General features: G+C 38.2%; 13 protein-coding genes. 9 read left to right on the plus strand and 4 right to left on the minus strand.

Going from position 1 to position 13051, the window contains the following annotated elements:
* The first annotated feature begins 20 nt into the window (after positions 1-20).
* Genes LNQ49_RS20735 through merA form a run of 4 tightly spaced genes read left to right on the plus strand, consistent with a single transcriptional unit; the run spans position 21 to position 2980 of the window.
* Complete coding sequence (locus LNQ49_RS20735; RefSeq protein ID WP_002978237.1) at positions 21-368, plus strand: heavy-metal-associated domain-containing protein; 348 nt, start codon at positions 21-23, stop codon at positions 366-368.
* Between the two features lie 43 nt (positions 369-411).
* Positions 412-666 (plus strand): hypothetical protein, encoded by a 255-nt coding sequence (locus LNQ49_RS20740; protein WP_228370512.1) that lies wholly within the window; start codon positions 412-414, stop codon positions 664-666.
* Positions 667-685: 19 nt separating this feature from the next.
* On the plus strand, positions 686-1297 hold the full coding sequence (gene merB, locus LNQ49_RS20745) for an organomercurial lyase (RefSeq protein ID WP_002978232.1): 612 nt from the start codon (positions 686-688) through the stop codon (positions 1295-1297).
* Positions 1298-1327: 30 nt separating this feature from the next.
* Positions 1328-2980, plus strand: a complete 1653-nt coding sequence (merA, locus tag LNQ49_RS20750; protein ID WP_196376690.1) for a mercury(II) reductase — start codon at positions 1328-1330, stop codon at positions 2978-2980.
* Between the two features lie 165 nt (positions 2981-3145).
* Here the strand turns inward: merA and LNQ49_RS20755 are convergent, their stop codons facing one another.
* Genes LNQ49_RS20755 through LNQ49_RS20770 form a run of 4 tightly spaced genes read right to left on the minus strand, consistent with a single transcriptional unit; the run spans position 3146 to position 5831 of the window.
* Positions 3146-3979: a hypothetical protein gene (locus LNQ49_RS20755; RefSeq protein ID WP_115050585.1), complete on the minus strand. Its 834-nt coding sequence runs from the start codon at positions 3977-3979 to the stop codon at positions 3146-3148.
* A 30-nt stretch (positions 3980-4009) separates the two neighbouring features.
* Positions 4010-4645 (minus strand): hypothetical protein, encoded by a 636-nt coding sequence (locus LNQ49_RS20760; RefSeq protein ID WP_002978226.1) that lies wholly within the window; start codon positions 4643-4645, stop codon positions 4010-4012.
* A gap of 2 nt (positions 4646-4647) precedes the next feature.
* Complete coding sequence (locus tag LNQ49_RS20765; RefSeq protein ID WP_034736765.1) at positions 4648-5052, minus strand: DUF3408 domain-containing protein; 405 nt, start codon at positions 5050-5052, stop codon at positions 4648-4650.
* Between the two features lie 11 nt (positions 5053-5063).
* Positions 5064-5831 carry a ParA family protein gene (locus tag LNQ49_RS20770; protein ID WP_034736763.1) on the minus strand — a complete coding sequence of 256 codons (768 nt, stop codon included), beginning with the start codon at positions 5829-5831 and terminating at the stop codon, positions 5064-5066.
* 699 nt (positions 5832-6530) lie between these two features.
* On the opposite strand from LNQ49_RS20770, the gene mobA reads away from it, so the two are divergent.
* The 5 genes from mobA to LNQ49_RS20795 all read left to right on the plus strand — a co-directional run bounded on the left by mobA (position 6531) and on the right by LNQ49_RS20795 (position 13047).
* The gene (mobA, locus tag LNQ49_RS20775) at positions 6531-6962 is read left to right on the plus strand and encodes a conjugal transfer protein MobA (protein ID WP_003002400.1); all 432 of its coding nucleotides are present in this window, start codon (positions 6531-6533) and stop codon (positions 6960-6962) included.
* A gap of 8 nt (positions 6963-6970) precedes the next feature.
* Entirely contained in the window at positions 6971-8257 is a 1287-nt protein-coding gene (mobB, locus tag LNQ49_RS20780; protein WP_003002398.1) for a conjugal transfer protein MobB, read from the plus strand.
* A gap of 101 nt (positions 8258-8358) precedes the next feature.
* Positions 8359-10359: a conjugal transfer protein MobC gene (gene mobC / locus LNQ49_RS20785; RefSeq protein ID WP_003002396.1), complete on the plus strand. Its 2001-nt coding sequence runs from the start codon at positions 8359-8361 to the stop codon at positions 10357-10359.
* Positions 10360-10573: 214 nt separating this feature from the next.
* Positions 10574-12100 carry a SulP family inorganic anion transporter gene (locus tag LNQ49_RS20790; protein ID WP_196376691.1) on the plus strand — a complete coding sequence of 509 codons (1527 nt, stop codon included), beginning with the start codon at positions 10574-10576 and terminating at the stop codon, positions 12098-12100.
* 125 nt (positions 12101-12225) lie between these two features.
* Positions 12226-13047 (plus strand): RteC domain-containing protein, encoded by an 822-nt coding sequence (locus LNQ49_RS20795; protein WP_196376692.1) that lies wholly within the window; start codon positions 12226-12228, stop codon positions 13045-13047.
* The last annotated feature ends 4 nt before the right edge of the window (positions 13048-13051 follow it).

Consider the following 13051-nt stretch of genomic DNA (forward strand, 5'->3'; position numbering starts at 1 on the left):
CTTAATTAAATAATTATACTATGAAAAAGAATTTAATTCTATTGAGTGCTTTGTTCCTAATTGGAATTGCTCAGCTTAATGCTCAATGTTGCAAACCGACTGACAGTAAAGCACAAACAGCAAATACAAACCAGCAAGAAGGTAAGACCCTGCAACTGAAAATCACGGGAATGACTTGTGCAGGTTGTTCCAACCATATTTCAAATGCCCTCAAAGAAGTGGACGGCATTATTGAACACAAAGTGGAATATCCGGGCGATTTGGCAACTATCCAGTACGACCCAAGCAAAACAAATCCTGAAGCTATCATAAAAGTAATTGAAAAAACAGGTTATAAAGCCGAAATCATTAAAGAAAATTCTAAATAATATGAAAACTGTAAAATTAATTTTAGGCATTGTTACTATCGGGATGATAGTAGCTAGTTGTAATAAAGAAGTACAGGAACCGGAAGTAAAACCAACAAATTCTTCAACTCCCGGTACTAATTCTTCCACCCCAACAGGTACTTCGACCATTTCTTACACAGATTTGAGTGCGGAACAAAGCACCATTGCGATTGGGGCAACCACAAAAGTAACAGCTACAGCAACAGGAGATGGTCTTTCTTATATCTGGAGTGCATCAGATGGCGATATTATAGGAAGTAAAGCATGTTTGCAGTAAAACCCCAAATAGAAAACTTATGAAAAATCAACGAAAATATATTGACGGTCAATTAAACGACATTCTTTTTTCTGAATTTAAGATAAAGAATAGCGATTTTATTTTACGAATATTTCAAGAATTGATGCAAGGCAGTTCTATATCTAAAAACAGATTTTATAAACTAATAAAAGTGTCCAAAGATAAAGCGGACGCTATTTTGAATAAACTGGGCGAAACCGATGTACAAGGAAATATTATTGCATTTTCTGGTCTATCTACAGTTCCTACCAAACATCGCTTTATTGTAAATGGTAAGATGTTATACACATGGTGTGTAGTAGATGCCATTCTGTTTGCTGAATGGTTAGATGTGGAAGTCAATGTTCATTCGTCCGACCCAATTGATAGTTCTCTCATAGAATTACAAATAAACGGAGGTCAGCTATTATGGACAACTCCTTATCCTTTATTTATTTCTTGGGTAGAATCTGTTGACACCTGCAATATTAAAGGGTCGCTATGTAATCACGTTTCATTTTTTGCAAGCGAAAGAACAGCAAAACAATGGTTAAAAAATAATCCTGATGGAAAAATATTGACGCTTGAGGATTTCTTTGAGCCTAAAAACATAGGAATGAAATGTTGTTAAGTATAGTCCTAAATAAATTAAAAAAATAAGATGAAAGAAGAAAAAATAAAATTGGAAATTGCAGGTATGACCTGCGACCATTGTGCCACAGGAATAAAAAAAATGCTTTCACAAAATGAGGGTGTTAAAGAAGCCAATGTGAGCTACCCAAAAGCTACTTGTGAATGTTCTTTTGACCCTACCAAAACAAGTAAAGAAGAAATCATCAATACCATTAACGGCACAAAAAACTATCGTGTAAAAAGTGAAATCCCTGATAATGGAAACAGCGGAATTAATCAATTTGATTTAATCATTATCGGTGGCGGTTCGGCTGCATTTTCGGCAGCAATCAAAGCCGAAAGTTTAGGATTATCGACCTTAATGGTAAACGGTGGTTTGGACTTTGGCGGTACTTGTGTCAACGTGGGTTGTGTGCCTTCTAAAAATCTTATTCGTGCAGGCGAGTCGGCTTATCACGCTACACATTCCAACTTTGAAGGCATCAAGCCAAAAGGAGTTGATATTGATTTCGCTCAAATCATCAAAGACAAGAAAAAATTAGTAGCCACACTTCAAGAGAAAAAATATATGGATGTGGTAAGCGATTTTGAAAACCTGACTATGCTAAAAGGTTGGGCAAAATTCAAAGACAACAAAACCATTTTGGTTGATGGCAAGGAATACAAAGCCTTCAAATTTTTAATTGCTGCGGGAGCTACGACCAACATTCCGACTATTGAAGGATTGGACAAAATTGACTACTTGACCAACGTTTCCCTTTTCGACTTGGAAGAAAAACCCGAAAGCTTGACCATTATGGGAGCAGGTTACATAGGTTTGGAAATTGCAATGGCGTACAATCGTTTAGGCGTTAAAGTCCGAATCATTGAATTTACCGACCGTGTTCTACGGACACAAACCCCAGACATCAGTGAAGCATTGGAAACCCAAATGCGAAAAGAAGGCATTGAAATCTTACCTAATTTCAGAGCCGTGAAATTCGAGAAACAAGCGAATGAAACCATCATTCACTGTAAATGTCCTGACGGTTCATTTACGCAAATTATAGAAAAAGGTAAGGTAGTAATTGCCACAGGCACAAAAGCCAATACAAGCCAATTAGGGTTAGATAACATTGGTTTGGAACTCACCAAAAGCGGACATATCGCTGTGAATGAAAAAATGGAAACCAATCTACCTAACATTTACGCAGCAGGTGACGTAACCAACACCCCTGCATTTGTTTATACAGCCGCTTTTGAAGGTAAAATTGCCGTTGAAAATGCGTTCTCAGGAACAGATAATAAAGCCGATTATTCTTCTTTACCTTGGGTGGTGTTTACTGACCCACAAATTGCAGGGGCAGGTTTAGATGAAGCACAGGCAGAATCAAAAGGCATTCCATTTGAAGTTTCAAAACTGGAACTTAAAGACGTACCGAGAGCCATTGCAGCAAACGACACAAGGGGTTTTATCAAACTCATTCGCAATACCGAAACTGACAAACTGATAGGTGCAAGAGTAGTTGCACCCGAAGGCGGGGAACTTATTCAACTATTAAGTATGGCTATCAAATACGGTATTACAGTAAGGGAATTGGCTGAGAGTTTCTATCCTTATTTGACATTAGGAGAAGGCATAAAATTAGCAGCCATAACATTTGGAAAGGACGTCTCAAAGTTGAGTTGTTGTGCGAGTTGATGAATAGGTTTGTGCTTTTAGCCCCTAATTTCCACCGTTTTCCAAAATTGATAGTGAGAGGAATTACTTGGCAGTGAGTGCCATTTTAATTGGTAGCTATTAGTAAGAAGCACATCGAACAAAATGATGTTCGACGTGCTTCTTACTAATCCTCTTTTAAAGAGGTTACATTTTTCGCCCTTTGCTTCCTTGCTCTTTTTTTGAAAAGGAAACAGACTTGTTTTGGAGTTTTTTCTTGATCGTTTTTTCTTTCAGCACCATCAGATTTTCTGTTATTATTTGTGGTAGGAATGTTTCCTTCCAGGGAATTGTCTTTGCTTCAAAATGAGATTTTAGACCTATACGCTTTAAATCTTCTTTGATATTCCAACCTCCGTTTCGGTTCCAACCAATTGGATCAAGATCTCTTTGAAAAGGAAATTGAACGGCGATAAGGTCTTTTGGAAATACCAGAATACTATCATAATCTAACTCTTGAAATTCGCGTGTTTTAGGGTTGTAGGGAATGATGTAAGCATTCGCTTCCTCGGAGAAATAATGATCTATTTCATCAAAGACAATTCCTTTTGACAAGAAATCATCTTTGGGGCGAAGCATATCCATGCGTATATCAACATAAAATGTATGACCTTCAATATTGATTGTAGGAAGCATTCCCTTTTGGGTTCTGTCATTGAATGCCGTCTGATCCACCATCAAGTCGAAGTCTGTTTTATTTTCTAATTCTTGGGGTGTTAGCTTATACTTTTCTGCCATTCCTGCTGGATCAAGCACAACGAGTTCCGGTATCTTTACTGAAGTGTCTTCTCCGTTACTTATAAGGTTCGGAATGTTCTTCTCCTGTAGACTATAGTTAAAAGCGTAGCCATCTTCTACATCGCTCATTACGTAAATTGAAATGGTATTGACTGGATTGTTTTTTTCCCTTAACTCGACCTTATTTATATCGATCAAGAAATCTGTTCCCTCGATATTTATACTGGGCAATTCTCTTTCCATACTTCGTTGTTTTAAAAGACAAAGGGAAGTCTATACAAACTCCCCAATGTCGAAATTTTCCAAATCATTTTTCCGCAAAGTGGAAGAACTGGTTTCCGTTTCAGAAGAAAGGCTACTATCCAATAGCTCTGCTATTTTACGAGAAGTGCCTTCCATAGAATTTTCCAAAAGGCTGAATAATTCGGTTCCCTGTATTTTCTGAACTATAGCTATCGCTGTTTCCTTTTGAGATTGCTCCAGTTTTTCTTTTTGAAGCAGTATCCCCACGGAGCTTAGTTCTTCAAAGGTAACCCCTTGGGCGAAACCGTTATCGCCATCGGATAATTCGTACCTATTCCATTCTTCCTCCTCTTCCCCAAAATCAGGCATATTACTGAAAACTTCGTCCAGCTCTTCCTGCGGAATTTGAATGCCGACGTTTTCATTTTCGTCGTATTCTATGTCAAAATTATCAGGATTTATTTCTGGTTTTTCAACTTGGCTTTCGGTGGCATTGTTTGGCACCGAAAGGCTTCTCTTAGGTCTAGGTTGCCCCATAATATCGGGCAGTTTAGGGTTGCTTTTTTCCTGTATCGGTTTTCTTTCTGAACTTTTTTTGATTACAATCTTGTCCTGCACAAGCAGGGCAATCACAATCAGCAGGCATATCACAATTACTATTTCCATAACTATAAAATGGGTTTAAAACGTTCGTTGAAATAATCAGTAATATCATCCCCAAACTCCCTAAAGTGGTGTTCAAGGATGTTGTCGATATAAGAATAGAGTGTAGTCTTTTCTTCTCTTGTTAATTGCACAATGCGGATTAACCTTTCGTGGTATTCGGGACGTATGTAAACGACCTTTCCGTTTCGACCTGAAGGAAACCGATTGACCAGAAATGTCTCCTCATAATCCACCTTCTTTGAGGAACTATTGCGGGCTTTTTCTTTTGGTTTTATTTCCTTCTGTATTTCCTGTTGTTGATTGGCTTCGGGTACAGTAAAAGACTGATTACCACTCATGATATTCATGATTAATTCTTCATCAACAACAGGTTTATCGAAGTCTTTTCTTCTCTTATCTGTTGACATACTTAACTATTTTAGAGGTTAACAATTTTTAAAAACTCCTCAACAAACAAATCCATTCTAGTTACTTTCATAAGCTGTGGTTCGGCAGGTAGCAAACTTGACCGGAATACACTGTTCAAGGTATCATCCGTTTCTTTTCTGAAACGTTTACTATCCATGATTTTTGAGGTCATTACAGATAAATCAAGCTCGTTAATGACACTTTGATAAGCCTCGTATATTCCTGTCTTTTCCCGGCCATCTACCTGGTTCCAAAACATCCACATTTTCTGATCCTCATTACTCTCAGCAGTTTCGGGTAAGCCAAGGAATGCTTTAGTAAAGCTCAACGTACTTTCCATAACCAGACGGTCAGCACTGATTGGAGAAAAAATAAAATCCATTGTTCTTAAGGTAGTAAGCACACCTTTTGTATTAGCTGTGCCGGGAAGGTCAAAAAAAGTTATATCAGGCTCTATTGTAGATTGATTTACGTATTCCAAAGCCTTTGACAAGGCATCCTCCGCTTTACAACTGATAATCGGATATGCCTTTTTATTGATGCTTTGATACAATTTCATTGCAGATCTTTTATGGTAATCATTCTGCATAATAGTTTTCAAATCCCTTTCTCTCATATTGGCTAAGCTGTGTTGTGGAAAATCACAATCCATTACAAGGACATTAAATCCTAAACGATAATGCAATACACTTGAAAGTAGTGCAGTCATAGTAGATTTTCCAACACCGCCTTTAGGCGTTGAAAAACTGATTTTTAAAGTTTTCTTTTCTGTTTCCATTATTTAAAGATTTATTGTTACACATTTTATTTGTTTGACAGGTTTGAATATTGGTGTATTTAAATAGCACCTATTTCCCGTATGCCTGTATTCCCTTTTTGGAAATTTTCTTGATTGTTATTTGCTTTCATTACCGCTTGGTGGGTAATCATTTTTAGCAACTGGTAAACCTTGTAGCTAGTAAATTGCTTTATCGCTTTTATGCTTTTACACTTTTATTGTTTTATGCTTTTAAAACCATATGCTTTTATTCCAAAATATTTGTACTAAAACCCAATTTATTTTTTACCCCTAATACATTTTTTATTACCTGCACTAAAACTATACGGCAAATAAAGCGATCGAATTGGCTCATTATTGATGTGTGGCAGTGTTTGGCTTCCAAAGGCAGAGTTTGTCCTAGTATCACATTGCAATACTTTTATTAACAGTTGGTTACTTTGTAAAATGAATTTTACAAACGGATTTATGCAAAGCATCTTGATAAAATGGACACGAAGCAGAACGGCTTCAAGCCGTTTTTTCCTGTTACATTTAATCCGTCCCGCAGGGCGGATTTTTGTGTTCACCGGAACACGGCAAGTTGTGTTTTGAGCATCTCGGAATGATTTCCGATGCTCAAAACAACTTGCCCTTTGCAGGGGGCAGAAAACACCTTCCGAAGTCAGGGTTTTGTATGGATTTTAAAATGGATTAGTGATGAACGATAACAACAGAAAGCAATTGAAAAAGACCGGACGCCGCCCTAAAGAAGACCCGGCGACAATCCGCTATACAATTTCCTTTAACGAGCAGGAACACGCCCGCTTTCTTGCCCTTTTTGACAAATCTGGTATGCAGGTAAAAGCGCATTTCATAACGTCCTGCATCTTTGACAAGACCATAAAGACCATTCAGATTGACAAGGGAACGGTTGATTTTTATATGCGGCTAACCTCTTTTCACAGCCAGTTCCGTTCCATAGGTGTGAACTATAACCAAATTGTAAAGCTGTTGTACAAGAATTTTTCCGAGAAAAAAGCCGCAGCGTTTCTGTACAAACTGGAAAAACAGACGGCTGAAATGGCAATGCTGTGTCAGAAAATTATCCAAATAAGCGAAGAATTTGAAGCCAAACACCTGAAAAAATAGCGGTAGAAATGATAGCAAAAATTGGAAGAAGCGCAAATTTATACGGGGCATTGGCGTACAATCAGCTTAAAGTGGAGAATGAAAACGGGCAGATTTTGTTTGCCAATAAGATGATTGAAACCGCAAGCGGTCATTATTCGGTGGCACAATTAGCCCAGTCTTTTGCCCCTTACCTGATAGCCAACCGCAACACCGAGAAACATACGTTGCATATTTCGCTCAATCCTGACCCGAACGATAAGGTTAGCGATGATAAGTTTAGGGAAATGACAGAACAGTATATGCGGGAAATGGGTTACGGCGAACAGCCTTTTGTGGTGTTCAAACATACCGATATTGACCGCAGCCATATACACATTGTATCGGTTTGCGTGGACGAGCAGGGCAAAAAGATTTCGGACAAATTCGAGAAAATGCGGTCTATGAATGTATGCCGTGAATTGGAAAAAAAACACGGGGTGATACCCGCCACCGACAAAGAGCGTAACCAGACTGATAAGGTTTTCCGTCCGGTAGATTATCGGGCAGGCGATGTAAAAAGTCAAATCGCTTCGGTCGTTCGCCACCTGCCGAATTACTACCAATACCAAACTTTAGGCGAATACAATGCCCTGCTTTCCCTGTTCAAAATTACCACCGAGAAAATCGAGGGCGAATTGCAGGGAAAAATGCAGCAGGGTCTATTATACATTCCCTTAAATGAAAAAGGCGAAAGAGCCGGGCATCCGTTCAAGGCTTCGCTGTTTGGAAAGAGCGCAGGACTTCCGGCTTTGGAACTGCATTTTGCGAAATGCAAAACGGCTTTGAAAGATAGCCCCGCCAAACAGACCCTAAAATCTGCCGTTACCATTGCCCTGAAAACCACAAGCGATGAACAGGCATTTAAAAAGCAATTAGCGGAACAGGGCATTAACGTAGTCGTGCGCCGGAATGATACAGGGCGTATTTATGGCATCACATTTATTGACCACAATTCCAAAGCAGTTTGGAACGGTTCACGTTTAGCAACTGAACTTTCTGCCAACACCTTTAATGATTATTGGAACAGTAACATCAACCCGGATATTAAGGAATCTGCCGTTTTACAACCCAAACTATCCACATCAAATGATGCGGATCTTCCTGCGGAAGAACCACACCATTTGTTCGACTTCTTAGCTACCGACAAACACGAAGACGGTTTGATTGAAGCACTGGGTGGCTTACTGCCCGAAGCCCAGGGCGAAGATTATGAGGAACAAGACTTTGCCAATAAAATGAAGAAGAAGCGCAAACGCCAAAGAGGTCAGAAATAATATTTAGCCAAACACTGCCACACAACGCCACAGACTGCCACAATCTTATAGCCACTCCACAGAGCCTTTAAATTCACGCCCGAACATTAAAACTTCAAATAATGCAGGGAGAAGACGATTTAAGAGGGCTTGCCAAGATAATGGCTTTTATGCGGGCAGTCAGTATTCTTTTGGTGCTGATGCACCTTTATTGGTTCTGTTATGGTTTCTTTTCAGAACGTGGTTGGACGTTGGAAGTAATCAACAAGATATTAGGCAATTTCGACCGGACGGCGGGTTTGTTTTCACATACTCTTTACACCAAAGCATTCGCTTTGGTTTTACTGGCTTTGAGTTGCATAGGAACAAAGGGAGTAAAGAACGAGAAGATAACCTGGACTAAAATTTACGTGGCTTTGGGCAATGGCTTTGTGCTGTTCTTCCTGAATACACCATTACTAAAGTTACCGCTAAATACCGCTACTTTTCTATATATCCTTACCTCAGGTTTGGGCTACATTGCTTTAATGGTTGCTGGCGTTTGGATGAGCCGATTGCTGCGTACCAACCTGATGGACGATGTTTTCAACAATGAAAATGAGAGTTTCCAACAGGAAACAAAATTGATGGAGAATGAATACTCCGTCAACCTGCCAACCAAATTTTATTACAAAGGGAAATGGAACAACGGCTGGATAAACATTGTCAATCCTTTCAGGGCATCCATCGTTCTCGGTACGCCGGGTTCGGGAAAATCTTATGCCATTGTAAACAATTACATTAAACAACAGATTGAAAAAGGTTTCTCAATGTACATTTATGATTTTAAGTTTGACGACCTTTCGACAATAGCATACAACCATTTGCTGAAGCATCGTGACAAGTACAAAATTCAGCCGAAATTTTACGTGATAAATTTCGACGACCCACGCAAGAGCCACCGTTGCAACCCACTCAATCCCGACTTTATGACCGACATTTCAGATGCTTATGAAGCGGCTTATACCATAATGCTAAACCTTAACAGATCGTGGATACAGAAGCAAGGGGATTTTTTCGTGGAAAGCCCAATTATTCTTTTAGCTGCCATTATTTGGTATCTAAAAATCTACGATGACGGCAAGTATTGTACGTTCCCTCACGCCATTGAATTGCTGAACAAAAAGTATTCAGACGTGTTCACAATTTTAACCTCATACCCCGATTTGGAAAATTATTTGTCGCCCTTTATGGATGCGTGGCAGGGCGGGGCGCAAGACCAGTTACAAGGTCAGATAGCATCGGCAAAAATCCCACTATCAAGAATGATTAGCCCGCAATTGTACTGGGTAATGACAGGCGATGATTTTACGCTTGACATCAATAATCCCAAAGAACCTAAAATTTTGTGCGTCGGCAATAATCCCGACCGTCAAAATATTTATTCTGCAGCTTTGGGTTTATACAATTCTAGGATTGTAAAACTGATTAATAAAAAGGGGCAGCTAAAGAGTTCCGTTATCATTGATGAGTTACCCACAATTTATTTCAGGGGACTGGATAACCTTATTGCAACAGCGAGAAGTAATAAAGTAGCAGTATGTTTGGGCTTTCAGGACTTTTCGCAATTAACGAGGGATTACGGCGACAAAGAAAGCAAGGTAATACAAAATACAGTTGGTAATATATTCAGTGGTCAGGTAGTTGGCGAAACGGCTAAAAGCCTTTCGGAACGCTTTGGAAAAGTATTGCAGAAACGCCAAAGTATGACCATTAACCGCAATGATAAATCTACCTCTATCTCCACACAGTTAGACAGCCTTATACCGGCTTCCAAAATTTCAACGCTTACACAGGGTATGTTTGTCGGTTCCGTATCAGATAACTTTGATGAACGTATCGAGCAAAAGATATTCCATGCTGAAATTGTGGTAGATAATGAAAAGGTAGCGGCAGAAATCAAAGCCTATCAGCAAATACCGCAAATCTTATCTTTTGTAAATGAGCAGGGCGTGGATAAAATGAAGCAGGAAATTGAAAACAATTACAAACAGATAAAATCCGACATCCTGAATATTGTTGTAAGTGAAATGGAGCGCATCAAGAACGACCCGAAGTTGCAGCATTTGTTGCAAGACGGTTAATTATATAAAAGATTTCTTGTCTTATCAAGATATAAATTCTAAATTTGCAACTTCAATGAAAAAAACAGCAAAAATATCATCTCAAGTTACTCCGCCCTGATAAAAGGTAACTAGTTGTTTTTTCCCAATTCATCTTATTGGTAGTATTTACGTATCCAAGGTTTTCCTTAATGGGTATGTCCTATTCTTTTACACAATTTTTATTAAATCCCTTATGCAAAAAATCATCAATCTGTTTGATTTCAAACAAAAAGTAGATTACAAAATCGAAGTATTATCGGGTCTAACTGTAGCCTTGGCTTTAGTGCCAGAAGCAGTAGCATTTGCGTTAATTGCAGGTCTTTCACCTTTAGTAGGATTATATGCAGCCTTTGTAATGAGTTTGGTTACGTCTATATTGGGCGGTCGTCCCGGTATGATTTCCGGGGCAACAGGAGCAATCGCAGTTGTCATAATTGCATTAGCGAAAACTCACGGGGTTGAATATGTGTTCGCTACTGTTATTTTAGCAGGAGCCATTCAAATGTTGGCAGGCTTTTTAAAATTAGGAAAGCTTATCCGTTTAGTGCCGCATCCAGTCATTTTCGGTTTTGTAAATGGTCTGGCAATAATAATTTTTATGTCTCAACTTGACCAATTTAAAGACCCTTCCGGAATATGGTTGACAGGAACAAACTTGTATATCCTGTTAGCGTTAGTAGGACTAACGATGTTAATAATTTGGGGATTGCCAAAACTTACAAAAGCTATACCAGCATCGCTTATTGCAATATTAGTTGTATTTGGTTTGGTTTATCTTTTTAAAATAGATACAAAAACTGTTGGGGATATCGCATCAATTAAAGGTGGTTTCCCTCCATTTCATATTCCGCAATTGCCTTTTAGTCTAGGAACGCTCCAGATTATTTTTCCTTATGCTGCAATCATTGCTGGCGTTGGCCTTATAGAGAGTTTGTTAACTTTAAATATCATTGATGAAATAACAGAGACTAGAGGACAAAGTAATCGTGAAGCAGTAGCACAGGGTGCCGCAAACATTCTTTCTGGTTTATTTTCAGGTATGGGTGGTTGTGCAATGCTCGGTCAGAGTTTAATAAATGTGTCTGCCGGTGCAAGAGCTAGGTTATCAGGTATTGTTGCTTCTATCTCGCTGTTAATATTTATAATGTTCGGCAGTGGTTTGATTGAAAAAGTTCCGATGGCAGCATTGACAGGACTTATGATAATGGTCGCAATAGGAACATTTGAGTGGGCAAGCCTCCGCATCATTAATAAAATGCCAAGACACGATATATTTGTTGGGATGTTAGTTGCTTTGATTACTGTATTGCTTCACAACCTTGCTTTAGCAGTATTAATTGGAGTTATAATATCTGCATTAGTATTTGCTTGGGAGAGTGCTAAACGTATTCGCGCAAGAAAGTATGTTGATGAGAATGGTGTTAAGCACTATGAAATATTTGGTCCATTATTCTTTGGCTCAACCACTGCATTCACAGAAAAGTTTGAGGTACTTGATGACCCTTCTGAAGTAATTATTGACTTCAAAGAAAGTAAAGTTGTTGATATGTCCGCAATTGAGGCATTGAATGTACTTACACACCGTTATGCCAAGCAGAACAAGAAAATACATTTAAGGCATTTAAGTGACGATTGTCGCCAACTTCTCAAAAATGCTGAAGCTGTTATTGATGTAAATATCATTGAAGATCCGACTTATAAAGTAATGCTCGATAAGTAGATATTGTTGGATAAATAAGTTGTAACACTTGTTTTATCTAATGATGTTTGCGTTGTAAGATGTCAAGTTAAGCCTATAGTATTGCATAGGCTTTCTTGTTTTATAATACCCAAATATCTTTTCAAATGGAAAAATATTATAACAAAAAAATTTTAGAACTTGAAGCGGCTTTAAGTGAGCTAGAAATTGAAAGTGACTACTTAACAGATAAAATTGAGATAGCGATACCAATTGTGATAAAGTGTTTATCCGAATTAAAAGAATTTGTATTAAATAACGATTTTAAGAGTATACAGGAAGAGATAAATTTTTTCAAATATCAAAAGCCAATTATTGTATCAAAATTAATTTACTACAATACTGTTTATAAAATTGAAACTAAAAGACCTTACGGCTATAACCGCTTTAAAAAATATTTCTCCAAAGAGCTTAAAAAGCTTAAAAGATTCTTTAATAGCAACATAGAGTTTTATAAATATTATCGAAGCAACAATTCTTTTCTGGATGAAAAATACTTTCTGCGTGGCAAGCACGATATAAGGCTGTGGTTAGACACATTTTATTTTGAAGCAGACCATCGTTTTTCTACTTCACACGATTATAAGATTGCCAAGATTATTGCCAATGACCTGATACAAGTTTATTTGGAAGACAGGCTCAATAACATCAATGTGAAAAGGGGTTCGGACAATTCATTGAAATGGACGGCAAGTAAAACAGCACTGACGGAACTCATATATGCACTGTACTCCCACGGTGTATTTAACAATGGGAATACAGACATAAAATTGATAGCTAAAACTTTTGAAGAAGCCTTTAATATTGAGTTAGGCGATTTTTACCACACGTTTATGGAACTGAAAGCCCGTAAGATAAACCGAACCAAATTCCTTGACAGCCTCTGTGAAGCCCTAATAAAAAAAATGGACGAAAAGGACGAAAAGTAACGAC

It is taken from the genome of Flavobacterium pisciphilum, assembly GCF_020905345.1.
Taxonomy (GTDB): Bacteria; Bacteroidota; Bacteroidia; order Flavobacteriales; family Flavobacteriaceae; genus Flavobacterium; species Flavobacterium pisciphilum.

Coding starts and splice junctions, on each gene's coding strand:
- LNQ49_RS20735 (WP_002978237.1), top strand. CDS start 21: ATGAAAAAGAATTTAATTCTATTGAGTGCTTTGTTCCTAATTGGAATT.
- LNQ49_RS20740 (WP_228370512.1), top strand. CDS start 412: ATGATAGTAGCTAGTTGTAATAAAGAAGTACAGGAACCGGAAGTAAAA.
- merB (WP_002978232.1), top strand. CDS start 686: ATGAAAAATCAACGAAAATATATTGACGGTCAATTAAACGACATTCTT.
- merA (WP_196376690.1), top strand. CDS start 1,328: ATGAAAGAAGAAAAAATAAAATTGGAAATTGCAGGTATGACCTGCGAC.
- LNQ49_RS20755 (WP_115050585.1), bottom strand. CDS start 3,979: ATGGAAAGAGAATTGCCCAGTATAAATATCGAGGGAACAGATTTCTTG.
- LNQ49_RS20760 (WP_002978226.1), bottom strand. CDS start 4,645: ATGGAAATAGTAATTGTGATATGCCTGCTGATTGTGATTGCCCTGCTT.
- LNQ49_RS20765 (WP_034736765.1), bottom strand. CDS start 5,052: ATGTCAACAGATAAGAGAAGAAAAGACTTCGATAAACCTGTTGTTGAT.
- LNQ49_RS20770 (WP_034736763.1), bottom strand. CDS start 5,831: ATGGAAACAGAAAAGAAAACTTTAAAAATCAGTTTTTCAACGCCTAAA.
- mobA (WP_003002400.1), top strand. CDS start 6,531: ATGAACGATAACAACAGAAAGCAATTGAAAAAGACCGGACGCCGCCCT.
- mobB (WP_003002398.1), top strand. CDS start 6,971: ATGATAGCAAAAATTGGAAGAAGCGCAAATTTATACGGGGCATTGGCG.
- mobC (WP_003002396.1), top strand. CDS start 8,359: ATGCAGGGAGAAGACGATTTAAGAGGGCTTGCCAAGATAATGGCTTTT.
- LNQ49_RS20790 (WP_196376691.1), top strand. CDS start 10,574: ATGCAAAAAATCATCAATCTGTTTGATTTCAAACAAAAAGTAGATTAC.
- LNQ49_RS20795 (WP_196376692.1), top strand. CDS start 12,226: ATGGAAAAATATTATAACAAAAAAATTTTAGAACTTGAAGCGGCTTTA.